This window comes from Luteolibacter sp. Populi (assembly GCF_040801775.1).
Lineage (GTDB): Bacteria > Verrucomicrobiota > Verrucomicrobiia > Verrucomicrobiales > Akkermansiaceae > Haloferula.
The window spans coordinates 4,401,029-4,424,000 of record NZ_CP161812.1 but is presented as its reverse complement, the minus strand read 5'-3'; the positions used below and the strand labels follow the sequence as shown (position 1 = coordinate 4,424,000).

The window sequence follows — 22,972 nt, the reverse complement described above, 5'->3', positions numbered from 1 at the left end:
CTACCGACTTCTTTCGTGCTGAGTGCCTCGCGGCACCCGCCTTGTCGTTCGCTACGGTTGTTGTCACTAACCCCGGTCATTTCGTTTCATCTGACTAGTTCATGCCCATGCCGGGCACACGAGCGCGGAGCCACCCGGCCCGCAGAGTGGTCCCCGGCTGCCGTGGTCACGCGAAGCTCCGCAGGAAGGAGGCGGCGCTATCCGCTCCCACCCCGCGATTGCCTACCAACGTGCTGGTCCCTTCTGCGGGCCAGAGGCTCCGCGCTCCCAGCGTTAGAGCCGTCCGTGGTGGGGCACGCGTTGGTGAAGGCGTTGCTCCGCGGATTCCGTTTTTCCGGTCCTTCCGGTATATATACCTACCGGAAGGACCGGAAAAACTCCCCGGGACATTCCGGAGATTCCGGAAAGGAATTCCGGACATGCCGGAAAAGCGGAATCATTCACGGACCAACTCGTTCGTGCCCGCCGCCCTGCGGAAGAGCTTGCGCGCCAGTAGCAGCGCCCGGTTCTCGTAGAACTGGGTCTTCGCCAAGCCGGTCTCTTCCTTCACCCTCACCAGCCACTCCTGTGTGGTAGCGGCGGGAAGGAATTCGAGCATCTCCTCCGGCGTGCACTTGGAGCCGCCTCTCTTCACCGGCTGCCCCGCCATCATCTCGTCCTCGTGCTTCACGACGCAGGAGGTCACGGGCTTGTCCCGTCTGCCCATGCGCAGCTCGACGACCTTCAGCGAGAAGGGCATGGGGTCGCGGCATTCGAGGTCGCGCTGCTTGGTGACGCGGAGGGTGGAGATGCGCTCGCCGGAGGGGCGGAAGATCTCGAGCTCGGTATCGACGGCGGCGCGCAGGCTGGAGTGGCCGCGAGCGCCGCGGGCCTCGTCCTTGCCGCAGTGGTGGATGATGCAGACGTGCGCCCCGGTGGCGGCGCGGACGGCATCGATGGAGGCGACGGCGGCGCTCATGTCCTCGCCCGCGTTCTCATTGCCACCGGCCATGGCGCGTGCGAGGGTGTCGAGGACCACGAGGCGGCAGGGCAGCGCGGATTGCTGGGCGGCTTCCTTGACCGAGCGGGCCAGCATCGCGGCGTGGTCACGCTCTAACAGGGAGACCGGGGCGGTGCAGACGTAGAAGGGCGCGTCGGGGGCAAGCAGGCCTTCGCGGCGCATCGCTTCCAGGCGGTTCTTCAGGCCGCGGGTACCTTCCAGGGCGACGTAGACGACCGCGCCTTGCTCGATGGCGATCTCCCCGTAGCGCCAGGCACGACCGGCGGCGACGGCGGCGCAGAGGTCGGTGATGAGGAAGGATTTCCCGACGTTCGAGGGGCCGTAGAGGAGGCTCGCGCCGCCGTCTGTTAGAAGCCCTTCCACGAAGTCGTCCGGCTCGACCGATTCGCCCAGCGCATCGGCACGGAGGATCGGGAAGGAAGGCGGGGTGTGGGTTACGGTTTCGAGGAGCACAGGTAGATCTGGATGGATTTGATTTCGGGGGCGAGGTCGGTGAGGTCCTTGCCGCGCGGCAGCTTCACGTGGTCCACCGTGCAGCCGAGCCCGACGAGGAGCTTGGTCCAGTGCCCGGCCATCGCGTCGCCCGCGTCGTCGGCATCCGGGATGATCTTCACGCTGCGTCCGCGGAAGAAGGGGATGGCCTCGGGGGCGAGGGTCTTGCAGGAGGCACCGAGCAGGGTGCAGGGAATCCACTCGTCCTCGAAGCCCGCGGCGCGGAAGTCCGAGTAGAGATCGAGCGCGGTGAGGTGATCGGTCGCGCCCTCTGTTAGAAGGATGCGGGCCTTCGGGGAAGCGTGCGCGGCCATGGCGAGACCGGGCGTCCAGCTCTTGTCGACGCCGCGCAGGGGGTAGGCCTTGCGGCCGTGGAAGAGGCCGCCATCGATGCGGCGGATCTCGGCGGCGCGGTGCTTGGCATCGGTGATGACGAAGCACTTCGCGCCGTCCACTTTCATGAAGCGCAGCGAGCCCTGCTGGACGGCGAAGGCGACGCCCTCCGGAGTGAGGCCGCGCTTGGCCGCAAAGGCCTGCCAGGTCGCTTCATTGCCGGTCAGCAACTCACCGGGCCACTCGATTTCCTTGCGCGCCTGCGGGGCTGCAGGGCGCTGGAATGGCGGGTCCATGCGGTCGATGCCGAGGCGTTCCTGGAACCACTCGCGGACCTCGCGGTAGTCGGCTCCGAGGGCGTGCTTCACGAACTCCACGACATCCCCGCCGAGGCCGCTGCCCTGGTCCTTCCAGGCGCGCCCGGAGTCGAAGATGGAGAAGCTGGGATGGCGCTCCTCGCGGAAGGGCGAGTGCATGCTGCCGTGCGTGCGGGGCTCGCCGGGGAGACGGAGCATGGTCCAGAGCTCGTGGACGGTGTAGGTCTCGCGGGCCTGACGGAAGAGGTCGGGAGCATCGCTCACTGGGCGTCCTCCTTTCCATTTCCCTGCGGGGTGAGGATGCGGGCGAGTTCGGCGGCGGGGATCATCGCCGTGCCGAGGCCGGTGACCGCGCGGATCTTGCCAGCGGCGACCTGGCGGTAGATCCAGGTGCGTTCCTTGCCCATCATGCGGGCCACTTCCGAGAAGGAGTAGGCGGCGCGTGGCGGGCTGTGGTGGGGTGTGGTAGCCATGAGTGGAGCATGGCGTGATGTGGCGGGTGGCTTCTACTGCCAGCGGGAGGGGGAAGACAGAGTGCCGAGTGATCAGTGATCAGTGGGAAGGCGGGAGGCGGTAGGATCTGGAATTTCGGATTTGAGATTTTGGATTTGAGATTTCGGATTTCGGATTTCGGATTTCGGATCTGAGATCTGAGATCTGAGATCTGGAATTTCGGATGGGAACTTAGTGGCGAGAAGCGGCTGCAGGGGTGCTGCGTCCGCCTAAAGGCGGGACTACGTACCCTTGGGGGCGGGCAGTCGGGGACCGTTCGCCGCACAGAGGACTGTGCGGACCACCTTTTCCCGGACCTCCTTTTCCCGGACCTCCTTTTCCGGACCACCTTGCGGAGCTTGGCACGGGATGGGCAAAGGGAGACGCGGAGCCATGAATGCGACGATACTGGACAGGAAGAGGGCGGGGCTGCTGGTGCCGGTGTATGCGCTGCGGCACGCACACGACTTCGGGATCGGGGATACGGCGGCGGTGCGGGATGCGATCGACTTCGCGGCGGAGCACGGTTTCAGCGTGTTGCAGATCCTGCCGATCCACGAAACCTTCGGCGATCACAGTCCTTACAATCCGATCAGCGCGCGGGCGCATTCGCCGGCGCTGCTTTCACTGACGCCGGCGGAGGTGCCGGGGCTGACGCATGCGATGCTGGAGCAGTCCGCGCCGGAGTCGTGGCTGACCCAGTTGCGCGAGGGCAATGTGAAGCAGGAGGCGGTGAATCCACTGAAGGCGCAGATCCTCTTAACCGCTTACTACGAATTCGCGGAGACGGATGCGGGGGAGTTGCAGGCGGAGTTTCAAGCGTTTCGCGAGGCGCAGGCGGAGTGGCTGGCGGCCTACACGCTCTACCGGGTGCTGGTGCGCGAGTATGAGGGGAATACGCAGTGGGCGGACTGGCGGCCGGAGCACCGCAACCACGAGGCGGCGGAGAAGTGGCTGCTGCAGTATCCGGGGCGCGAGGACATCGAGTCGCTGCGCGCGGGCTTCGCTTTCATCCAGTGGATCTCCTATCGCCAATGGAAGGCGGTGCGGGCGCATGCGGACGAGCGCGGGGTGCGGGTGATGGGAGAGATGTCCTTCGGCGTGGGGATCAACAGCGCGGACGTGTGGGCGAATCCCTCCCTCTTCGACACGGAGTGGAGCATGGGGACGCGGCCTCTGGCGCACTTCGACACGACGAAAGACTCGGAGCGCTGGGGCCAGAACTGGGGGCTGCCGCCGTATCGCTGGGAGAATCACCGCTCGACGGGATTCGCGTGGCTGAGAGGGCGGATCGCGTGGGAGAAGGAGTTCTTCCACGGCTGCCGGATCGATCACCTGCGCGGCTACTTCCGCGGCTACATGTTCCCTTGGGCGGGCGGGGCGAAGCATGTGGAATTCTCGGGTCTAACAGAAGAAGAGGCGCTCGTGAAGACGGGCGGGCTGCTGCCGCGCTTCGTGCCCGGGTCGGACGATGATCCGGTGGGGGCGAGCATGAACGAGCTGCAGGGACGCGAGATCATCGGGCAGCTGATCGAGGCGGCGGGCGAAATGGATCTGGTGGCGGAGATCATGGGCGAGATGCCGGAATACATGAGCCGGGCGCTGGAGGATCTGAAGCTGGCGAACCTGGGATTCCCGCAACTGATGCGCGGCACGGATGGTGCGATCGTGCCGCCGGATCAATTCCGCGAGCTGAGCCTGGTGACCTATGCGAATCACGACAACGCACCGCTGGCTTCCTTGTATCTGCACTTGCGTGAAGCGGCTGCTGCGGAGCCGGATGGGGCGGAGGCATCGGAGCTGGCGGCGCTGCGGGAATTCGCGGGGAGCAACGGGCATTTCCCGGAGGCGCTCGATGATGAGTTGCTGGGGGATTTGCAGGGGGCCTTGTTCCGGACGAACGGTAGGTTGGCGGTGCTGATGTGCAGTGATTTGTTGGGGGTGCCGTTGAGGTTCAATCTGCCGGGGAGTTATGGGCGGGGGACTTGGAGCGACCGGCTGGAGATGCCGCTGCGGGAGCTGGAGAATCATCCGGTTTACGGGGCGCGGATTGAGAAGGCGGCGGAGTTGGTGAGGGAGAGCGGGAGGTGAGGCGTCTGAGCCGCGGCGCAGCCGCCGTGGACTGCGCGCAGCCTGCTGCGAGGGACGCTGCAAAGGCGAAGCACCGGGTGTGGCGAGCCGCGGACGGAGGGCGGGATACGGAGCTCTCCGGTGCTTCACGGCAGCAGGCTGCCTGCCTACAGCGGCAGCAGGCTGCGCGCAGTCCACGGTCGCTGCGCGACTGCCGGACCACCGGGCACGGCTGAGGGGTGCGGATTGCACCGGGAACGGGGGCAGGCGTGGTGATTTGCAATGGGTGGGCGGCGGCGGAGGGCGGTGGCATGATGGCGGAGGGATGGCAGGAAACCTGCAAGAGGAGATGGTGCTATGAAAACACTTCCACCCGTTCTCATCGTGACCGATCGCGGTCGTTTGATTGCCTACCGCTATGAAGAAGAAGACCGTCCGCGGGCGATCGCGACGGCGGAATTCGAAGAGGGCAATCGCAAGCTTTCCGAACTCGTGACGGACCAGGCCGGGGCCTTCCCGAACACGGGGAGCATCGGCACCTCCGCGGCGGAGCGCATGCCGCTGGAGGCGGAGCTGGAGGTGCGCTGCTTTCGCAAGATCTCGGAGACGATCCGCGAGATCCTGGCGCAGGAGAAGGTCACGCGCTGGGGCCTGGCGGCACCATCGGAGATCCACGGGGCGGTGGTGGATTTCCTCAGCGGCGAGGACATCGCGACGCTGGCGCTGCAGGTGAAGCGGGACCTGGTGAACTCGCCGGCGGAGGATGTGGTGCGGGCGTTTGAGAAGGCGTCAGCGCCGGCTTGGGCGGGGTGATGGGGGAAATCATCAATCACTAATCTTTCAATCATCAATCGGAGTGTGTCGCTGCGCTGAAGAGGGGGTGCTGGTGGTGCTTCACGGACGGCTCTGCCGCTGGGAGCGCGGAGCCACCGGCCCGCAGAATGGTCCCCCGTTGTCCGCGACACGGAAAGGCAGGCAGCTCAAGCGACGTCGCTCTCCGCTATCCTCGCGAGAGCGGTAGTGCTGCCCCGGTTGCTTCTGCGGGGCAGAGCCTCCGCGGTCCCGGGCGCTGGCGCGTCAGGCCTGCACCTGTTGAACCTCAGGCGGGCGGGAAGAGGGCGGGCGCTTGGTCGAGGCGCTCCCAGCCGGCGCGGGCGGCATCGCGGGCTCGGGTCCAGTCGAGACGGGAGCTGCCGCGGTAGGCTTCCCAGCCCTCGCCCATGTCTTTCTCCGCAGCTTCGAAGTTCAGACCGCGGCGGTAGCGTTCACCTGCGTAGCGGTAGGCAGGCGCGTAGTCGTCGAAGCTGAAGTCGCGGTGGAAGTAGGGTTCGTGCTGATACTTTTCGCGCCAGTGGGCTTCCTCCGCTTCGGGGTTGTAGGCCGAGGCGAGTTCGCCGCCGATGCTGCCACCGACGACGGCTCCGCCCGCAGCTCCGACGAGGGTGCCGATGGGTCCGGCGACGCTGCCGGCAGCAGCGCCCATGGCCGCACCGGCGGCGGCTCCGAGGCCGGTGCCGACGGGATGGGTGGTGGCGGTTTCGACGTTGGGCTTGGTGCCTTGAGATTGGGATTGGGATTTGGTTTTCATGGTTCGTTTCTTTTAGCGGGTGGTGTGCCGGGTGGGGGATCGGGTGTGGCCTCTCCCGGGGGCACGCGGTGGTCGCATGCCGCGGGGGTGGCTTCGTCCGCCTGAAGGCGGGACTACGTACCCTTGGGGGCGGGCCTTCGGGGACCGTTCGTGGGCGGGCGGCGGTGTCGATGCACAGCGCGTGAGGTAGCGGGCAGCGAGGGACCATCCTGCGGGCCGGTGGCTCCGCGCTCCCAGGGGAAGAGCCGTCCTTGGGGGCGGGCCTTTGGGGGACCGTTCCTAGACGGGCGCTCCGGGTGCCAGGGCGAGGCGGCCGGCGCTGCGGCGGCGCTGTTCGACGGCATCGCGCTGGGCGAGGGCCTTGCGTTCGAGGGCGGGGAAATCGACGTCCGACCACTCGGGGAAGAGCGGGGCGATGTCACCGAGCATGAGCCAGAGGATGCGCTTGCCCTGGATGCCGAGGACGAGCATTTCGAGCGCTTCGAAGATGCCGAGCTCGCCGGGATCCATGCCTTCCCACAGCAGCTTGAGGCGACCGGCGCGGGCGGTGAGGCCACCGGCCATCTTCTGCACGCTGCTCTCCTTGAGGTCAGCGGATTTCAGGAGCCTTTTGAGGAGCCGCCGGTCCTCTTCGACGGCGCTTTTCAGATCGCGAAAGAAGCGCTCTTCGGTGGCATCAGTCTGGCGGGCGGTAACGTCGTCGATCATGACGAGCGCGCCGGTGGCACCGGCGAGGTGGTCATTGAGGTAGCGTTCGAGGCGGTCGTTCATGTTCATGATGGGTGAATCATTGCTCCCAGCGGTCGCGCCACTTCGCGCAGCCTTCCGGGATGAGCAGGCGGCGGCGGGCGAGGCGGTTCTCGCGCTGCGGGCCGGCGTTTTCGTCGGGGGAGAAGATGACGTATTTGTAGCCGACGGGGTGGCCGGCACTGGTATCGAAGGGGACTTCGCCGAACCAGGTGTTCGAGTTCACGCACTCCAGCTCGTAAGCTTCGCGCAGGTCCCAATTGCCGAGTTCCGGGCAATCGCCGATCACGGCGAGGCGGTCGCCGGGCTGGGTGGGAGCGCCATTCACTTGCAGGCGGACGATGACCTTCGAGTCCACCACTTCACCACGGACGGCGAAGACGTGGGCGGATTGTTCCGGGAATTGGATGGTGGCGACGCCGTTCCGGATGCCGATCTTGCTGCCGTCTAACAGGCAGGCGTGCTCACCATCGGGGAATTCGAGGTTATCGACTTCCAGCTCGCGGGCCGGGCCCTTGTTGATGAAGACGAGGCAGCGCGAATCGCGGTAGCGGCGGAGGAAGACGTAGCAGTCCGCGTCCACGAACTTCGGCCACTGGCCGCCCCATTGGATGGCTTGGTTGTCGTGGCGTTCCCCGGCGAGGATGCCGATCAGGCGGATCGCCTCGGTGGGCTCCCAGTGCGCCATCATCGGGCGGTTGTAGGGGTCGTCGCCGCCATCGGTATCATCGTGGAGGTATTGCTCGCAGCCGTAGTAGAGGCAGGGCACGCCGCGCGAGGTGATGAGCAGGATGAGGGCGAGTTCGAGATCGCGGTCCGAGGCCCCGATGGACTGGAGCCGCGGCATGTCGTGATTCTCGAAGAAGGTGACCAGTTCGGTGGCACCGTGGTATTTGCCATCGAGATCGAGGATCTTCTGGAGCTCGTGGAAGCCGCCCTCGCTGTGTTTGCCGAGGGCCTCGCGGACAGCGTGGCAGAAGCCGAAGTCGAGGATGCTCATCCCGGACTGGTTCGCGAACTCGACGGAGCGCTCGTTCTCGGGGTGGGCATTGATCCACTCCCCGAAGCGGAAGAGGCTGGGATTCACGACCGCCATGTCCGCCATCAGCTCCTGCCAGAACCAGAGGGGCATGTGCTTGACGGTATCGATGCGGAGCGCGTCCACACCCTTCTGCACCCAGAGCGTGAGCGCTTCCTTGATGTGGTTGCGGAAGAGGATGTTGTTCTCGTTGAAGGTGGCGAGGCCGGCGAGTTCGCCATTCTGGACCTGCCACTCGTCGTCCCAATCGAGGGTGGGGCCGTAGTGGTGATACCAGTGGGCCTCGTCGTGATCGAAGTCGGCGATGAGCTTGCCGTCGTCGTAGAGCTTGCCCTTGCCGTCCTCCGTCTGCGGGGAGCTGTGGTTGCAGACGATATCGAGGATGAAGCTCATGTCGCGACCGCGCATGTCTTCTAACAGGTGGTCGAAGGTCGTGTCGTCGCGGGAGAAGAGGCGCTTCTCGGAGGGGTCGTTCATCCAGCGCGGATTGATGCGCTTGAAGTCGCTGGTCCAGTAGCCGTGGAGGGGGGCGCGCGGTTCGTCGCCACAGGCCATGGTGCGGACCTGCTCGAAGAGGGGCGTGGTCCAGATGCCGCCGATGTGGAAGGAGGCGAGGTAGCCGAGCTTATCGCGCAGGCCCTGGAGGTCGCCGCCCCAGGTACTTGTGCCAGTCCTGGTGGGTGGGGTCGAACATGGTGTCGTCCTCGCGGGCCTTGTCGGGGGTGCCGATGGCGAAGCGGTCGAGGACGATGAAGTAGAGGGTGAGGCAGCGGAACTCGGTGTCCGAGCCGGCGAGGATTCCCAAGTCGACTTCGGTGGAGTGGGCGGGCATCGGATTGGTGAGAGCGGGAAAGGTTGACGGTGGCTCGGAGGAGCCCCTCATCCCGCAACAGGAAAGCGGACGTGCCGCCCTCCTGTTGCGAGGTTTTCGGGGTGGGGGAAAAATATGGTCCCCGGCGGAAGGCTTCGACTCGTCGCTAGGCGGGACGGTCGCGCGAAATCCGCCGGGGACCTGGGGGGCTCGTCACGCGTTTGCTCCGGCCTCTTGGGCGGCAGGGCACAGTTGGTCGGAGAGTTCGGTGAGTTTCTTGTCGGTGGCACCTTCCTCATCCAAGGTGGCTTGGAGGAGTGCGACGATGTCGTCGCGGTCCAGCCACTCGGCCAGGGTACGGGCGGAGCCGTAGCCGGAGATCTCGTAGTGCTCGACCTTCTGGGCGGCGATGATCAGCGCGAGGTCCCGGAGGATGGGTTCCCCGGTTTCCTCGGTGGCTTCGCTGCCCTCTTCCACGAGGCCTTTCATGGCCTTGCAGACCTTACCCTTGGGCGAGACTTCCAAAAGCTTGGCGACTTGATCGAGGCGCTCGACGTGGCCCTTGGTTTCCTCGAGGTGCTTAATGAAGCCTTGCTTGAGGTTGGGGTCGGTGGCGGCCTTGGCCATTTTCGGCAGGGCTTTGACCAGTTGGGTCTCGGCGCTGTAGAGGTCTTTGATTTCCTGCACGAGCAGGGTTTCGAGTGAAGTGAGTTTCGACATTGGGGATGTGAGGTTGTGACGGCGGAATTGCCGGGGAACCGGAATCGCAGGAGGCGTGCCGGGGTCGCTCGGATGCGCGTTGTTGAAATGGCGCGGTTTGGCGGTTTCCTTTATCGGGGTAGGGAATGCGAGATGCAACGGGACGGTGCAAGCGGCAGCGTCGAGCCGCAAAATCCGGGCCGCGGAGCTTTCAGGACGGGCGGCACTGGCATGGCACGCTGCGAGCGAAAGCGGTGGTTCCACTACTTATGAAAGCCACGCTCCCTCTTTTCCTCGCTTGCTCCCTCGCGCCGCTGGCGGGGGCGGACAAGGCCGTGACCGCTACGATGACGGGCCACGTGAACCGTCCGGCGGAACTCGACCCGACGCCGGAGCGGCTGGCGAAGTTGAAGATCGGCAAGGGCTTCACGCTCGCGGTCTTCGCGAAGGATCTTGAGGCACCGCGGATGATGGCGACGACGCCGGACGGGCGGGTCTATGTGACGCGCCGCGGCGAGAAGGGGGACGTGCTTCTGTTAGAGGACAAGGACGGCGACGGCACTGCGGAAGTGCCGCGGACGGTGCTGAAGCTGCCGCATGTCCACGGGATCGCGATCCAGGACGGGACCGTCTATGTGAGCACGGTGCGGGAGATCTACTCGGCGGAGATCGGGAAGGACGGGAGCTTCGGGGAATTGAAGAAGCTCTACGACGATCTGCCGGACGCCGGACAGCACCCGAACCGCACGCTCGGCTTCAGCCCGGAGGGGAAGCTCTTCCTCTCGGTGGGCAGCACTTGCAACGCGGCGCCGGAGCCGAACAAGGAGAGTGCGACGATGCTGGAGATCGCGACGGATGGCAGCAAGCGGACGATCCATGCGAGCGGCCTGCGCAACACGATCGGCTTTGCCTGGCATCCGGAGAGCGGCAAGCTCTACGGGATGGATCACGGGATCGACTGGCTGGGCGACGATTCGCAGAAGGAGGAGCTGAACGAGCTGAAGGAGGGCAAGAAGTACGGCTGGCCCTTCGTCTTCGAGGACGGCAAGGCGAACCCGGCGAGAAGCCCGGAGGAGACGGAGGGGATGACTTGGGAGGAGTATGCGAAGGAATGTGAGCCGAGCTTGCTGACGACGACGGCGCACAGTGCGCCGATGGCGCTGATTTTCCCTTCCACGAAGAGCTTCCCGAAGGACTTCGCCGGGGATGCGCTGGTGACGCTGCACGGCTCGTGGAACCGGGGAACGCCGAGCGGGTATGCGGTGATGCGGCTGCGCTTCAAGGACGGGGCGCCGGCGGAGTTCGAGGAGTTCGTGAGCGGATTCTGCGACGAGAGCGGGCAATTCGGGCGGCCCTGTGGATTGGTGGAGTGGAAGGATGGCTCGGTGCTGATGAGCGATGACGGCGGCGGGATGATTTACCGGATCTCGAACTCGGCGAAGGAGGATGAGAAGAAGGTGCTGGATCCGATCCCGGCGGGCGCGGAGAAGTCGTGAGTGCTTTCGATCCATCCGGCAGCGCGCTGGTTTTGATCGATGTGATCAACGACTTCGAGTTTCCGAAGGCGGCGCGGCTGATAAGGCCGGCGCTGCCTGCGGCGGAAAAGCTGGCGGCGCTGCGGCGGAAGGCGAAGGCGGCGGGGATGCCGGTGATCTACGTGAACGACAACTTCGGGCGCTGGCAGTCCGACTTCCGCGAGCAGATCGAGCGTTGCTGCGCGGCGGAGTGCCCGGGGCATCCGGTGGCGCGCTTGCTCACGCCGGACCGGGACGACTACTTCGTGCTGAAGCCGAAGCATTCGGGGTTCTACTCGACCTCGCTCGATGTGCTGCTGGGTTTCCTCGGGACGCGGACCTTGGTTCTGGGAGGTTTCGCGACGGACATCTGCGTGCTCTACACGGCGAACGATGCCTACATGCGGGACTACGAACTGGTGATCGCGGCGGATGGGGTGGCGGCGGAGACGAACAAGGGAAACGCGGCGGCGCTCGAGCACATGCGGGAGCGGCTGAAGGCGCGGGTGGTGACGACGGCGACGATCATGCGCGATCTTGGCAAGGCGGGGCGGAAGTGAGCGCGTTCTGCATCGCGGGGAATGCCGGGTGCAATGTGAAGGGCGGTGTGGTGCGCCGGATTTCCCAGGGGGGACGGGCTTTCCCGGCGCGGAACGCGGCTTGCTGAGGAACGGGTGAACTTCAAATCGAGAAAGGAGACCAAAGCCATGCCACGAGGAGATAAGTCCGCCTACACGGACAAGCAGAAGCGCCAGGCCGAGCACATCGAGGAGGGCTACGAGGAGCGCGGGGTTTCCAAGAAGGAAGCCGAGTCGCGCGCCTGGGCCACGGTGAACAAGACATCGGGCGGCGGGAAGAAGTCGGGCTCCGGCAGGGGCAAGACCGAGAACAAGGAGCCGGCCCGGAAGGGTGGGCGAAAGTCTCACGCGAAACACTAACAGATCTATGGATACTACCGATATCGAAACAGCCCAGATCGCTCGCGAGGATTGCCGGGTGGGCGACTGGGTGGAGGAAGCCAATCTGCCGGAATGGCGCGCGGAGGAAGAGCCGCGGCAGTTCACCTCGGGCAGCATCGACTTCGCGCCGGAGTCGAACGACTTCGGCGGGATGTCGCCGAGCGCGAAGCCGGAGGTGTGGACTTTTGCGCCGGAGGAGCTGGGGGGATGAGGGTGTGGAGGAGGGTGGAGTGAGGGGATTGAGGGTGGTACGGATGGCGGCTTCTTCCGTGTGGGAGGGACTGCCGTTAGGGACCGTTCGTCCGCCTGAAGGCGGGACTACGTACCCTTGGGGGCGGTTCCACTTGGGACCGTTCCCTTACACGGCGGCGGCGAGCTTTAGCTTCGGTTCGAGGTCGGCGGCGAGGCGGGCGGCGAGGGCGGCGGTGTGGAGGCGGAGCTCGGGGACGGCGGTGGCTTCGAAGTAGCGGGCGCGGAGCATGGGGCCGGTGATGTACAGCCACTCGAGGGGGTAGCCATTGCGCTGGAGGGCGCGGTAGTCGGCCTGGACCTGGGCACCGAGGCGGTGCTCGTCGGGCTGCAGGAAGCCGCGGCGGAGCAGGTTCGTGATGAGCGGATGGCGGACGGTGCCGATGTCGCGGGCCGGGCCGGTGGCGTCGATGATGTGGTCGGCGACGAGCCAGCGGGTGATGGCGGCGCGGTTGCGCGGGGCGAGGCCGAGGCGCAGGCGGCCGTCCTTGTTCTCGACCGAGACGATGGTGCCGCGCTTGACGTTGAGCTTGCCGGAATCGATCAGCGCCTGGAGCCGGGCGTGAGCTTCAGGGGCGCACTGGTGGCGGTGGATTTCCCAGAAGGGGCTGATGTGGCGGAGGAAGCGGCGGCGGTCCTGCGAGGACATTTCCTGCCACAGCGATGGGGTGGCGGGGCGCAGGGCGGCGAAGAGATCGCGCCAATCGCCGCCTTCCTGGGCGTGGCGGGCGACGGCCTGGCGGAAGAGGCGGACGCTGCGCTGGAGGTCGGAGTCGGGCAGTTCGTCGAGCTCGGGCGGCTGGACCAGCGAGGCATTGCGGTGGGGGCGGGGGACGAGGCCATTGCGGGAGATGGCGTGGATCTCGGTGGCATTCCCCTGGCGTTCGAGTTCGAGGACGGCATCGATCATGGTGAGGCCGGTGCCGATCACGAGGACGGTCTGGCCGGGCTTCACTTGCTCGAAGGTCGAGGCCTTGCGGGCAGGGAGCGTGTGCTCGGCCCAGATCGAGCCGGAGAAGGCGGAACCCTGGTTGCCGGTGGCGAGGACCACGCGGGAACACATCAAAGCGCTGTTGTCCTTCAAGGTGAGGACGGCGACGCTGCTGACGCTGTTGGTCTGGACATCGGTGACGGCGCGGTGGTCGACGCGTAGATTGGGACACTGTTTGAGCGCTTCATCGAGACAGTGCTTGATGTAGTCGCCATAGACGCGGCGCGGCAGGAAGTCGTCCGGGCCGACGCTATCGCCCAAATTACGACGGGCGTAGTTGTAGAAGTGGTCGGGGTCGTCCTGGTAGGCGCTCATCCGGCGTGCCGGGATATTCATGAGGCCATGCGGATCATCCCGGCGGTAAGCGAGGCCGGGACCGGCTTCACCGCTTTCCTCGAAGAGGATGACGGGGCGCTCCGGCAGGCGCAGCGCAAGGTGGATGGCGGTGAAGGTGCCGCAGAATCCGGCACCGACCACGGCAATGGGCGAAAGCACGTTGGACATCGAAAGTAGAATGATTGGTAGAGTATCCGGGCAAATGAAGGTGTCAGCAATTCAGCGACCGACGGTCTTGCGCTGGCGGCTGGCGATGCGGGCCTGCAGGTGAACTAGGCGGGCCAGGAAGCGGGCCACGGCGCGGATCGAGCGCGAGTCGTCCCAGGTCGTGGGGACGAGCAGGCGGACCTGCCAGCGTTCGTCGGGGCGGACCGGTTTCAGGTTCAGGATGCCGGGGAATTTGATCCCGTTGCGCTCGCGGAAAGAGGCGACGATCTTCGATTTTTCGAGCGCCTTGTAGAGGGCCGGGCTGATCTCGCCGGCGATGGTGAAGTCCTCGACCTCGGCGGCGTGGACCTCGATCCAGCCGTCGGCGGCCTGCTCCTTGAACTGATCGGCGAGGCGGCCGAGGGTGTCCCAATCCTCGCGGGAGGGGGCGTCTTCATCGAGCTCCAAGGCGACCGGATTGGCCACCGGGAGCATGCGCAGCACGGAATTGTCCGCGAGGCGCGGGTGCTGGGTGAGGATCTCCACGAACTCCAGAAGGATCTGGGACGGGAGCTGGCTGGACGGGGTATTCCAGCCGATCATGCCGACCACCGGGCGATCGTCCGCGACCTTGCCGGGGCCGGTGTGGGTGAAGACGGGCGCGCCATACTTGAAGCCCATGTAGTAGATGGGGAAGTCGATGCGGCCGGTCAGGGTCGGCGAGAACTCGCAGTGCTCGACGTAGCCTTGGACGAGGTTCCGGAGATTCTTGCGAAGATCGGGATGCAAGGTGGTGAGATGCATGGTTTTTTCGGGGTTTGAGGTGAAGCGGGACGCGTGAACGGCGTCCGACTGCTAATCCCTACTTACACGTATAAGTTCGTTGGTCTAGTAAAAAAGCCCGGTTTGGGAGCAGGGGGTTGAAGCTCAAGGGGCGAGCTTGGGGGCATGGTACTAAGGTCCAATAGCGGACTTCGCGCAATTCCGGCAGCTTCGATGCTGGCGATGGCTCCGGGTCCGCCACCGCGCCGGCTTATTGCGGCCGCCGCTTCACTCACCTCCCATTTCCAAATCACATCATGAAATCCAAACCTCATTTACTCCTCGCGCTCGGGGCGGCGTTCACGCTGGGGGCCGCTGCCCAAGACGGGATCGACCGCACCGTGCTGCCGATCGCGGAGCCGAAATTTGATCCGATCACCACGCTCGACGCGCGGGATGCGAAAGCGCCGCCGCGCTTCGAGGTGAAGGCTCCGGAGGGCGCACCCAATGTCGTGATTGTATTGATCGACGACATCGGCTTCGGGCACAGCAGCGCCTTCGGCGGGCCGATCAAGATGCCGACGCTGGAAAAGCTGGCGAATGGCGGCCTGCGCTACAACCGCTTCCACACCACCGCGCTGTGCAGCCCGACGCGCACCGCCTTGCTCACCGGGCACAACCATCACCCGAACAACGCCGGCGCGATCATGGAGGTGGCGACGGCCTTCCCGGGGAATACCGGCGTGAGGCCAAGGGAGATCACGACCCTCGCGGAAACCCTCCGCCAGAACGGCTACAGCACCGGCGCCTTCGGCAAGTATCACGAGACGCCGCCATGGGAGGTCTCGGTCTCCGGACCCTATGACCGCTGGCCGACCGGCTCGGGCTTCGACAAGTTTTACGGCTTCATCGGCGGCGAGACCAACCAATGGGCACCGGCGATCTTCGACGGGGTGACGCGCATGGAGCCGCCGCTGACGCCGAACTACCACTTCACTGTGGACATGACGGACAAGGCGATCAACTGGATGAGCGCCCAGAAGGCCCTGACTCCGCAGAAGCCGTTCTACATGTACTTCGCCACCGGTGCGACGCATGCACCGCACCACGCGCCGAAGGAGTGGATCGAAAGGTACAAGGGCCAATTCGCGGGCGGCTGGGACAAGTTGCGCGAGGAGACCTTCGCGCGGCAAAAGCAGATGGGAGTGGTTCCCGCGGATACCAAGCTGACGGCACGGCCGAAGGAGATTCCTGGATGGGATGGCATGAGCGCAGATCAGAAGCGGCTCTTCGAGCGGCAGATGGAAACCTTCGCCGGCTTCGCCGAGCACACCGACGATCAGGTCGGGCGGCTGGTCACGCAGCTTGAGAAAATCGGCCAGCTCGATAACACGCTGTTCTTCTACATCGTGGGTGACAACGGCTCGAGCGCCGAGGGCGGTCCCGAAGGCACCTATAACGAGATGATGGCCCTCAACGGCATCATCGGCAAGGCCGACCAGATGATGGAGCACATCGACAACTGGGGTGACCCGACCACCTTCCCCCACTTCGCCATCGGCTGGGCCTGGGCGGGGAATACCCCCTTCCAGTGGACCAAGCAGGTGGCCAGCCACTTCGGCGGGACGCGCAATGGCATGGTCATGCACTGGCCGAAGGGGATCAAGGCGAAGGGCGAGATCCGCAGCCAGTTCCACCACGTGATCGACATCGCACCGACCGCGCTTGAAGCCGCGACGATCCCGCAGCCGAAGACGGTCAACGGGATCACTCAGCGCCCGATGGACGGGGTCCCAATGCTCTACTCCGCCGACGCGCCGAAGGCCGCGGACACCCGCAAGACGCAGTACTTCGAGATGTTCGGCAACCGCGGGATCTATCACGAGGGCTGGGTGGCCTGCACCCGGCATTCCATCCCTTGGGACATGGCCGCGAAGATGCCTGCGCTGAAGGACGATGTGTGGGAGCTCTACAACGTGGATGAGGACTTCAGCGAGGCGGACAATCTCGCCGAGAAGAATCCCGCGAAGCTCAAGGAACTCCAGGAGGTCTTCATGAAGGAAGCGGTGCGCAACCATGTGCTGCCCATCGACGACCGCCGCTCCGAGCGCTTCAACCCGGCCATCGCCGGTCGGCCGGACCTGCTCGACGGGCGCAAATCCCTGACCGTCTATCCCGGGATGATCGGCATGATGGAGAATGCCTTCATCAACGTGAAGGGGGTGCGCCATACGATCGAGGCCGAGGTGGAGATCAAGGATGACAAGACCCAGGGCGTGATCCTCGCCCAGGCCGGTTACTTCGGCGGCTGGACCCTTTACATAAAGGACGGCAAGCCGCGCCATGAATACAACTGGTTCGCCATCGAGCGCACCAATATCGGCGGCGACACCGCGCTCGCCCCGGGCAAGCACGTCGTCGGCTACGAATTCATTCCTGATTCCGCAAAGCCCGGCACCGGGGGCAAGTCGATCCTCAGCGTCGATGGCAAGAAGGTGGCCGAAGCGCAGATTCCGAAGACGCAACCCTTCGCCTTCTCCGCCGACGAGGGTGCCGATGTCGGCATCGACGCGGAGACCAATGTCTCGCCCGACTACAAGCCGGGCATCCCCAGCACCTTCACCGGCAAGATCGTGAAGGTGACGGTGGAGCAAAAGTAGGAGAGCCGCCGACACGGTGCCGAAGGCGACAAGAGACGAGAACCCCATTCCCACCGACTACCGATGAATGTACAGATTCTGGATGCCATCAATGGCGTCATCACCGTGGAAATCACCGGCAAGCTCAACCCTGATGAGCTTGCCGCGAATCAGAAGGAAGTCCTCGCCCAGCTCCGCGAATGGGGCAGTGGATCCATTCTCTGCATCTGCGAGAATTTCGAGGGCTGGACCGGTGGCGACTGGAGCGATCTGTCCTTTCAACTCGAGGCGGATCCCCTGATCCGCAAGATGGCCGTTATCGGGGAGCGCGAGTGGGAGGAACTGGCGATGGCCTTCGCGGCGAGCGGTGTCCGGCCCTTTCCCATCGCTTTCTTCGATAGCGATCACTTGGTCGAAGCCCGCGTGTGGCTTCAAGGGTAGTCTCCAAACGATCCGACCATCATGAAGCGATTCTCCATTCACTTGCCGTCATTCGCAGTCCTCTGCCTGGGGCTCGCCGCCGGGGCCCGGGCCCAGGATGCGGACCTTGCCAAGAAGCTATCCAATCCCGTCGCCGACCTCATCAGCCTGCCGGTCCAGAGCAACTACGACTTCGGCATCGGGCCGGGTGACGGGACGAAATGGACCACCAACATCCAGCCGGTCATTCCGATCAGTCTTAACGAAAACTGGAATCTCATCTCCCGCACGGTCCTGCCGGTGATCGATCAGGAGGGGATCGCTCCCGGAGGTTCTAATGACGAGAGCGGTCTCGGCGACTTGGTCCAAAGCTTCTTCTTTTCCCCCAAGGATCCGAAACACTTCATCTGGGGAATCGGTCCGGCATTCCTGATTCCCACCGCCACCGATTCGCTGCTGGGTTCGGAGAAGTGGGGAGCGGGTCCCACCGGCGTCATCCTGAAGCAGGACGGACCCTGGAGCTACGGTGCGCTTGCCAATCACTTGTGGGACTTTGCCGGCGACGATTCCCGGGGAGCGGTCAATGCGACCTATCTCCAACCTTTCGTTTCGTATACGACGTCCAAGGCGACCACCTTCACGCTGAATGCGGAGAGTACCTACGACTGGCAAGCCAACCAGTGGGTGATCCCGGTCAATTTCGTGGTCAGCCAGCTCGTGAAGATCGGCGGCCAGCCGGTGAGCATCTTCGCCGGTGCCCGCTACTACGTCGAAGCCCCGGACCAAGGTCCCGAATGGGGTCTCCGCCTCGGCTTCACCTTCCTCTTCCCGAAGAGCTGAGCGATCCGGCTCCCTCCATCGCTTCAACATTCTATCAACATGAGACTTGGCCGATTCCACTTCGCCGCCGTCCGGGTGCCGACTCCTGATTGCCACGTAGGCGACCCAGTGACGCCCGCCTCCGTGCCCACGCCCTTGATCACACCCCCGGCTAGCACTATCCCGATGAAGTTGCTTCTGCTGGCCGTCGCAGTATTCACTAGCGTGGCAGTACGCGCCGCGGAGAAACCCAACATCCTGCTGATCGTCGGTGACGATATCGGTTACTCGGACCTCGGCTGTTTCGGAAGCGAGATCCGGACGCCAAACCTCGACGCGCTGGCCAAGCGCGGCCTGCGCGCCACCAGCTTCTGCGCCGGGCCGACCTGCTCGCCGACACGCGCGATGCTGATGACCGGCGTGGACCACCACATCGCGGGGCTCGGCAACATGCACGAGCACACCGGCTCCAGGCAGAAAGGCCAGCCCGGCTACGAAGGTCACCTCAACGACCGGGTGACCGCCATCTCCAAGGTCATGCTCGATGGCGGCTACCATACTTACATGGCCGGCAAATGGCACCTGGGCGAGGAGCCACAGTCGTGGCCGGCAGCGGTCGGCTTCGAGCGTGACTTCACGCTCATGCAGGGCGGCGGCAGCAACTGGAGCGATATGGGCTACCCGGACCCCGCACATCCGAGGGTCACCTTTTCGCTCAATGGCAAACCGCTGGAGAAATTGCCCGACAACCATTTCTCAACCCAAGCGTTCAGCGACTTCATCATCACTTGTCTGGACGAGCACAAGGACGACCCCAAGCCCTTCTTCACCTACCTGTCCTATCAGGCCTGCCATAGTCCCTTCGCCGTGCCCGATGACTGGCGCGACAAATACAAGGGGGACTACGACCAAGGCTACGAGGTCGTACGCGCGGCACGCATCGCCCGGATGAAAGAGATGGGCATCATCGCGAAGGATGCCACCAGCTTTCCCCGTCTGCCGAATATTCCTGCATGGAACACGCTGAGCCCCGGGCAACAGCAGCTCTCCGCGCGGAAAATGGAAATCTACGCCGCGATGATGGAGAACATGGACTTCCACATCGGGCGCGTCCTCGACCACCTCAAGAAACTCGGCAAACTCGACAATACCCTCGTGCTCTTCATGCCGGACAATGGTGCCGAACCCATCGAATTGGCCGCGCTGGTGGCATCGGTCGATCCCAAGATGGCGGAGTGGCTGGAGAAGAATTGGGATACGAAGCCTGAGAACTGGGGCCGCAAAGGATCGCTCTGCGACTATGGAGCAGCTTGGGCCCAGGTCGGTTCGGGACCCTTCCGCATGTTCAAGCACTACGTGACGGAGGGCGGCATCCGCGTGCCCTTGATCGTCGCGGGGCCCGGGGTGAAGTCCGGCGGCATCAGCGACACGCAGCTTCACGTGACCGACCTTCCCGCCACCTTCATCGCGATGGCGGGTATCGAGCATCCCGCGAAGACAAATCCGAAGATCGCCCCACCCACCGGTAAATCGCTTGTCCCGCTGCTCAGCGGCGCGGTGGCCGCCGTGCGCACGGAGAAGGAGTGGATCGGGGAGGAACTCTTCGGCAACCGGGCGATCCGCCAGGGCGATTGGAAGTTGATCAACACCATCCCCGGAGCCGGAGGCAGCGGCGAGTGGGAACTCTACAATCTCCGCAGCGATCCGGGCGAAACGATCAACCTCTTCCCAAAGCATCCCGACAAGCACGCCGAGTTGCTCGCGCACTGGGCCGAATATGAAAAGCAGAACGGCGTGATCCTCACCGATGACGGACCGTTTCGGAAAAAGAAGGATGCCGTCAAGATCGACAATGACTGAACGCCCGCCCGGACGATCCGCAGGCGACGCGTTTCCAACCGTCTAAACTCCATCCCCATCGATTCAAAGACATGAGAAGACTCATCCAATTCACCTTCATCACCCTGCCTCTCAGCTTCGCCGCATTGCACGCCGGTGAGATCGGCCACTTCGCACCGGGCGTGCTGAACATCCGCGACTTCGCGATGCCGGAGCCAGGCTTCTACGGCGTGCTCTACAACTACGGCTACAGCACCGACCAACTCAACGACGCCCGCGGCAACGAGATCAACTCCGTCCACATCGGCCGCGGCCCGGGACCGGGAGTGACCCTGGGAGTGGACGTGGACGTGGATGTCTATGCTATCTCGCCGACTTTCATCTGGGTTTCGGACTGCGAGATCTTCGGTGCCAAGTATGGGGCCTACATCGCTCCAAGCTTTAGCAACACCAGCATCGGCGCCTCCCTCACCACCCAGACCGGATCCGGCCGTCGGGCGGATGATTCCCAATTCGGCATCGGCGATCTCTTCGTGCAGCCGCTGTGGCTGGGCTGGAGCCAGCCACACTTCGACTTCACGCTCGGCTACGGTTTCTATGCGCCGATCGGCAAGTACGACACCGAGACGGTGACCTTTCCGGTGATCGGCCCCCTGACCGTCGAGGCAGCGGACAATATCGGTTACGGCTTCTGGACCCACCAGCTCCAAGGGGCAGCCACCTGGTATCCCTGGGCGGACAAGCGGATGGCGATCTCCACCGCCCTGACCTACGAGGTCCATGGCGAGAAGGACGACTTCGACCTCCGGCCTGGCCAGAATCTCACCTTGAACTGGGGCGTCAGCCAGTTCCTGCCTCTTAGCAAGGACCAGCAGCTCCTGCTGGAAGTGGGCCCGGCGGGCTACAGCAGTTGGCAGATCACCGATGACTCCGGCAGCGATGCCGCGACCTTCCCGGTGAAGGACTCGGTCCACGCCGTCGGCGGCCAACTCGGCCTGACCTACGTGCCCTGGAATGCAGCGCTGAACTTCCACTACTTCTACGAGTTCTCGGCGGAGGACCGCTTCGAGGGCCAATCCGTCGGCCTGAACTTCGCGATGAAGTTCTGAGCCGCCCACTTGTTGCATCTCTCCCATTGCCACGCCTCCGACCAAAGCCCCGGAGTGGACCCAGGGCTCGTATTCCGGTTTTGAGTGACACGGCCCGGTTGCGGCAGAGCGAAGCATGACCGCGTTTATCCACAGGCCTTGGACCTGCGCCTGGTGGCGCACGACCCTGCTGACCTTCGAGCTCGGTGGTGCGGGATTGATCCTATGGTGGGGAGTGCCCTTCTATCGGGAATTGCTCGACGGAAACTTCAGCCGCTCGGCACCCTTCGTGAAATGCGGAGTGGTTCTCGCGATCACCGTGATTCAGAGCTGCTATTGGTTGCGCTACACTCACCCGCCCGCGCTAGCCCTTCCTCAACGTGTGATCCGCGGCCATCTCTCGCTCTTCCTTTCCCGTCTGAACTTCATCTTCGCGGCCGGGGTCTTCTCGGCCGTCTTCTTCGTGCGATACGATCAAGTGATCTTTTCGTGGAGCGGGGCCGGCCTGCTCTTCGGCATCCTGTTTTCGATGTTTTGCGTCACGCGCGATCTCGAACGGATCGGTAGCGCGCTGCTCTCGGACGAGACCTCGCCCGCCCCTGGATCCAGATAGATCCCGCTTCCTTATACTCAAGATAGCCCGCTCGAAACGGGTTCCATAGTACTAAGGTCCAATAGCGAGCTTCGCCGGATTCTGCCAAGGTAGATGCTGGCAATGACTGCGGGGCAAGCAACCATCTACATCATCGACGACGACGCGAGCGTGCGCCGCGCCTTGGTGCGGGTGATGACCCAGGCGGGCCTTCCGTCGGAGGCCTTCGAGTCCGCCGAAGCGTTCCTCGCCGCGCTTCATCAAGACGACAGGGGCTGCATCGTGGCGGACATGACCATGCCCGGGATGAGCGGCCTGGACCTGAAGGGCCTGCTTGAGTCGGCGAGCGTCCATCTGCCGCTGGTGCTGCTCACCGCGCACGATACCGACGAAACCCGCGCCGCTGCCCGCAATGCCGGAGCCGCCGCCTATTTCCGCAAGCCGGTGGACATCCAAGCGCTGCTCGATGCGGTGCGCTGGGCCTGCCAACCGGCTACTCCGAAGGACCCCCTTTGATTCCAAGAACCACCACACCCTAAGCACCCGACATGATATCACCATCCAGCACGCATCGCCGCACGCCCCGCGCGTGGACCTGGCTTGCGACGGCTGCCGCCGGATTCGCCCCGGCGAATGCCCATGCCTCCTTCCTCCACGGCGAAGCGCTCGACAAGGCGGCCGAGGTGATGTCCTGGGTCGTGCTGATCCTGGTGCCGATCGTCGGCATCGCGGTCTTCTGGATCCTGCACATCATGCCGGAGAAGATCGCCGAGAAGAGGAAGCACCCGCAGGCCAAGGCGATCCAGTGCCTGTGCCTGCTCTCGCTGTTCTTCGGCGGGCTGCTGTGGCCGATCGCGTGGCTGTGGGCCTACTCGAAGCCGGTGCTGCACAAGCTCGCCTACGGCACGGACGTGGATGACTCCCACGGCAAGCCAAGCAAGGAGGAGCTCGAGATCCAGGAGCTGCGCGCCCGCGTGGCCGAGCTCGAAGCGGAAGCCGAAATCAAACCGGAGGACGACAAGGCCTAAG

General features: G+C 64.5%; 23 protein-coding genes and 1 pseudogene. 14 read left to right on the top strand and 10 right to left on the bottom strand.

Annotated elements, in window-relative coordinates:
* Positions 1–436: 436 nt before the first annotated feature.
* The 3 genes from ABWK72_RS18040 to ABWK72_RS18030 are packed head-to-tail and all read right to left on the bottom strand — an operon-like array spanning position 437 to position 2,615.
* Positions 437–1,453: an AAA family ATPase gene (locus ABWK72_RS18040; protein WP_367870962.1), complete on the bottom strand. Its 1,017-nt coding sequence runs from the start codon at positions 1,451–1,453 to the stop codon at positions 437–439.
* Positions 1,435–2,406: a hypothetical protein gene (locus ABWK72_RS18035; RefSeq protein ID WP_367870961.1), complete on the bottom strand. Its 972-nt coding sequence runs from the start codon at positions 2,404–2,406 to the stop codon at positions 1,435–1,437. The genes ABWK72_RS18040 and ABWK72_RS18035 overlap by 19 nt, the downstream gene beginning before the upstream one ends.
* On the bottom strand, positions 2,403–2,615 hold the full coding sequence (locus ABWK72_RS18030) for a helix-turn-helix domain-containing protein (protein WP_367870960.1): 213 nt from the start codon (positions 2,613–2,615) through the stop codon (positions 2,403–2,405). Before ABWK72_RS18030 ends, ABWK72_RS18035 begins: the two co-directional genes overlap by 4 nt.
* A 412-nt stretch (positions 2,616–3,027) precedes the next feature.
* Between ABWK72_RS18030 and ABWK72_RS18025 the strand changes: the two genes are divergently transcribed.
* Both ABWK72_RS18025 and ABWK72_RS18020 read left to right on the top strand, forming a co-directional pair.
* Positions 3,028–4,725: a 4-alpha-glucanotransferase gene (locus ABWK72_RS18025; protein ID WP_367870959.1), complete on the top strand. Its 1,698-nt coding sequence runs from the start codon at positions 3,028–3,030 to the stop codon at positions 4,723–4,725.
* Between the two features lie 336 nt (positions 4,726–5,061).
* The gene (locus tag ABWK72_RS18020) at positions 5,062–5,517 is read left to right on the top strand and encodes a host attachment protein (RefSeq protein WP_367870958.1); all 456 of its coding nucleotides are present in this window, start codon (positions 5,062–5,064) and stop codon (positions 5,515–5,517) included.
* A gap of 286 nt (positions 5,518–5,803) precedes the next feature.
* Here ABWK72_RS18020 and ABWK72_RS18015 read toward each other — a convergent pair whose 3' ends face one another.
* From ABWK72_RS18015 to ABWK72_RS17995, 5 genes are all read right to left on the bottom strand, one after another.
* Positions 5,804–6,292, bottom strand: coding sequence for a hypothetical protein (locus ABWK72_RS18015; RefSeq protein WP_367870957.1), 489 nt, complete (start codon positions 6,290–6,292; stop codon positions 5,804–5,806).
* A gap of 279 nt (positions 6,293–6,571) precedes the next feature.
* Positions 6,572–7,063, bottom strand: coding sequence for a hypothetical protein (locus ABWK72_RS18010; RefSeq protein WP_367870956.1), 492 nt, complete (start codon positions 7,061–7,063; stop codon positions 6,572–6,574).
* Between the two features lie 16 nt (positions 7,064–7,079).
* On the bottom strand, positions 7,080–8,669 hold the full coding sequence (locus ABWK72_RS18005) for an alpha-amylase family glycosyl hydrolase (RefSeq protein ID WP_367875355.1): 1,590 nt from the start codon (positions 8,667–8,669) through the stop codon (positions 7,080–7,082).
* A gap of 34 nt (positions 8,670–8,703) precedes the next feature.
* Positions 8,704–8,910, bottom strand: coding sequence for a hypothetical protein (locus ABWK72_RS18000; RefSeq protein ID WP_367870955.1), 207 nt, complete (start codon positions 8,908–8,910; stop codon positions 8,704–8,706).
* A gap of 192 nt (positions 8,911–9,102) precedes the next feature.
* Positions 9,103–9,609 (bottom strand): ferritin-like domain-containing protein, encoded by a 507-nt coding sequence (locus ABWK72_RS17995; RefSeq protein WP_367870954.1) that lies wholly within the window; start codon positions 9,607–9,609, stop codon positions 9,103–9,105.
* A gap of 248 nt (positions 9,610–9,857) precedes the next feature.
* Here ABWK72_RS17995 and ABWK72_RS17990 point away from each other — a divergent pair, with 248 nt between their 5' ends.
* The 4 genes and pseudogenes from ABWK72_RS17990 (at position 9,858) to ABWK72_RS17975 (ending at position 12,272) form a co-directional block, all read left to right on the top strand.
* Positions 9,858–11,084: a sorbosone dehydrogenase family protein gene (locus ABWK72_RS17990; RefSeq protein ID WP_367870953.1), complete on the top strand. Its 1,227-nt coding sequence runs from the start codon at positions 9,858–9,860 to the stop codon at positions 11,082–11,084.
* Positions 11,081–11,662, top strand: coding sequence for a cysteine hydrolase family protein (locus ABWK72_RS17985; protein ID WP_367870952.1), 582 nt, complete (start codon positions 11,081–11,083; stop codon positions 11,660–11,662). The genes ABWK72_RS17990 and ABWK72_RS17985 overlap by 4 nt, the downstream gene beginning before the upstream one ends.
* A 147-nt stretch (positions 11,663–11,809) precedes the next feature.
* A pseudogene (locus ABWK72_RS17980) lies at positions 11,810–12,022 on the top strand (plasmid stabilization protein); the annotation flags it as partial.
* A gap of 25 nt (positions 12,023–12,047) precedes the next feature.
* Positions 12,048–12,272, top strand: coding sequence for a hypothetical protein (locus ABWK72_RS17975; RefSeq protein ID WP_367870951.1), 225 nt, complete (start codon positions 12,048–12,050; stop codon positions 12,270–12,272).
* A 147-nt stretch (positions 12,273–12,419) separates the two neighbouring features.
* On the opposite strand, the gene ABWK72_RS17970 is transcribed toward ABWK72_RS17975, so the two are convergent.
* Together ABWK72_RS17970 and ABWK72_RS17965 are read right to left on the bottom strand one after the other, a co-directional pair.
* Complete coding sequence (locus ABWK72_RS17970; RefSeq protein WP_367870950.1) at positions 12,420–13,805, bottom strand: FAD/NAD(P)-binding protein; 1,386 nt, start codon at positions 13,803–13,805, stop codon at positions 12,420–12,422.
* A 51-nt stretch (positions 13,806–13,856) separates the two neighbouring features.
* A complete protein-coding gene (locus ABWK72_RS17965; protein ID WP_367870949.1) occupies positions 13,857–14,588 on the bottom strand; it encodes a hypothetical protein in 732 nt (243 codons plus the stop codon).
* 275 nt (positions 14,589–14,863) lie between these two features.
* Between ABWK72_RS17965 and ABWK72_RS17960 the strand changes: the two genes are divergently transcribed.
* The 8 genes from ABWK72_RS17960 to ABWK72_RS17925 all read left to right on the top strand — a co-directional run bounded on the left by ABWK72_RS17960 (position 14,864) and on the right by ABWK72_RS17925 (position 22,971).
* Complete coding sequence (locus ABWK72_RS17960) at positions 14,864–17,206, top strand: arylsulfatase (protein WP_367870948.1); 2,343 nt, start codon at positions 14,864–14,866, stop codon at positions 17,204–17,206.
* A 63-nt stretch (positions 17,207–17,269) separates the two neighbouring features.
* Positions 17,270–17,626 (top strand): STAS/SEC14 domain-containing protein, encoded by a 357-nt coding sequence (locus ABWK72_RS17955; protein ID WP_367870947.1) that lies wholly within the window; start codon positions 17,270–17,272, stop codon positions 17,624–17,626.
* Positions 17,627–17,647: 21 nt separating this feature from the next.
* Complete coding sequence (locus ABWK72_RS17950; RefSeq protein WP_367870946.1) at positions 17,648–18,445, top strand: transporter; 798 nt, start codon at positions 17,648–17,650, stop codon at positions 18,443–18,445.
* Between the two features lie 165 nt (positions 18,446–18,610).
* Entirely contained in the window at positions 18,611–20,284 is a 1,674-nt protein-coding gene (locus ABWK72_RS17945; RefSeq protein WP_367870945.1) for an arylsulfatase, read from the top strand.
* 71 nt (positions 20,285–20,355) lie between these two features.
* Positions 20,356–21,372, top strand: coding sequence for a transporter (locus tag ABWK72_RS17940; protein ID WP_367870944.1), 1,017 nt, complete (start codon positions 20,356–20,358; stop codon positions 21,370–21,372).
* A gap of 115 nt (positions 21,373–21,487) precedes the next feature.
* On the top strand, positions 21,488–21,964 hold the full coding sequence (locus ABWK72_RS17935) for a hypothetical protein (protein ID WP_367870943.1): 477 nt from the start codon (positions 21,488–21,490) through the stop codon (positions 21,962–21,964).
* Positions 21,965–22,066: 102 nt separating this feature from the next.
* Complete coding sequence (locus tag ABWK72_RS17930; protein ID WP_367870942.1) at positions 22,067–22,459, top strand: response regulator transcription factor; 393 nt, start codon at positions 22,067–22,069, stop codon at positions 22,457–22,459.
* A 32-nt stretch (positions 22,460–22,491) separates the two neighbouring features.
* Positions 22,492–22,971 (top strand): DUF3302 domain-containing protein, encoded by a 480-nt coding sequence (locus ABWK72_RS17925; protein ID WP_367870941.1) that lies wholly within the window; start codon positions 22,492–22,494, stop codon positions 22,969–22,971.
* Position 22,972: the final 1 nt, after the last annotated feature.

Bases quoted from the DNA above. Each gene is read 5' to 3' on its own strand.
- ABWK72_RS18030 (WP_367870960.1), bottom strand. From the start codon at position 2,615: ATGGCTACCACACCCCACCACAGCCCGCCACGCGCCGCCTACTCCTTC.
- ABWK72_RS18025 (WP_367870959.1), top strand. From the start codon at position 3,028: ATGAATGCGACGATACTGGACAGGAAGAGGGCGGGGCTGCTGGTGCCG.
- ABWK72_RS18020 (WP_367870958.1), top strand. From the start codon at position 5,062: ATGAAAACACTTCCACCCGTTCTCATCGTGACCGATCGCGGTCGTTTG.
- ABWK72_RS18015 (WP_367870957.1), bottom strand. From the start codon at position 6,292: ATGAAAACCAAATCCCAATCCCAATCTCAAGGCACCAAGCCCAACGTC.
- ABWK72_RS18010 (WP_367870956.1), bottom strand. From the start codon at position 7,063: ATGAACGACCGCCTCGAACGCTACCTCAATGACCACCTCGCCGGTGCC.
- ABWK72_RS18000 (WP_367870955.1), bottom strand. From the start codon at position 8,910: ATGCCCGCCCACTCCACCGAAGTCGACTTGGGAATCCTCGCCGGCTCG.
- ABWK72_RS17995 (WP_367870954.1), bottom strand. From the start codon at position 9,609: ATGTCGAAACTCACTTCACTCGAAACCCTGCTCGTGCAGGAAATCAAA.
- ABWK72_RS17990 (WP_367870953.1), top strand. From the start codon at position 9,858: ATGAAAGCCACGCTCCCTCTTTTCCTCGCTTGCTCCCTCGCGCCGCTG.
- ABWK72_RS17975 (WP_367870951.1), top strand. From the start codon at position 12,048: ATGGATACTACCGATATCGAAACAGCCCAGATCGCTCGCGAGGATTGC.
- ABWK72_RS17970 (WP_367870950.1), bottom strand. From the start codon at position 13,805: ATGTCCAACGTGCTTTCGCCCATTGCCGTGGTCGGTGCCGGATTCTGC.
- ABWK72_RS17965 (WP_367870949.1), bottom strand. From the start codon at position 14,588: ATGCATCTCACCACCTTGCATCCCGATCTTCGCAAGAATCTCCGGAAC.
- ABWK72_RS17960 (WP_367870948.1), top strand. From the start codon at position 14,864: ATGAAATCCAAACCTCATTTACTCCTCGCGCTCGGGGCGGCGTTCACG.
- ABWK72_RS17955 (WP_367870947.1), top strand. From the start codon at position 17,270: ATGAATGTACAGATTCTGGATGCCATCAATGGCGTCATCACCGTGGAA.
- ABWK72_RS17950 (WP_367870946.1), top strand. From the start codon at position 17,648: ATGAAGCGATTCTCCATTCACTTGCCGTCATTCGCAGTCCTCTGCCTG.
- ABWK72_RS17945 (WP_367870945.1), top strand. From the start codon at position 18,611: ATGAAGTTGCTTCTGCTGGCCGTCGCAGTATTCACTAGCGTGGCAGTA.
- ABWK72_RS17940 (WP_367870944.1), top strand. From the start codon at position 20,356: ATGAGAAGACTCATCCAATTCACCTTCATCACCCTGCCTCTCAGCTTC.
- ABWK72_RS17935 (WP_367870943.1), top strand. From the start codon at position 21,488: ATGACCGCGTTTATCCACAGGCCTTGGACCTGCGCCTGGTGGCGCACG.
- ABWK72_RS17930 (WP_367870942.1), top strand. From the start codon at position 22,067: ATGACTGCGGGGCAAGCAACCATCTACATCATCGACGACGACGCGAGC.
- ABWK72_RS17925 (WP_367870941.1), top strand. From the start codon at position 22,492: ATGATATCACCATCCAGCACGCATCGCCGCACGCCCCGCGCGTGGACC.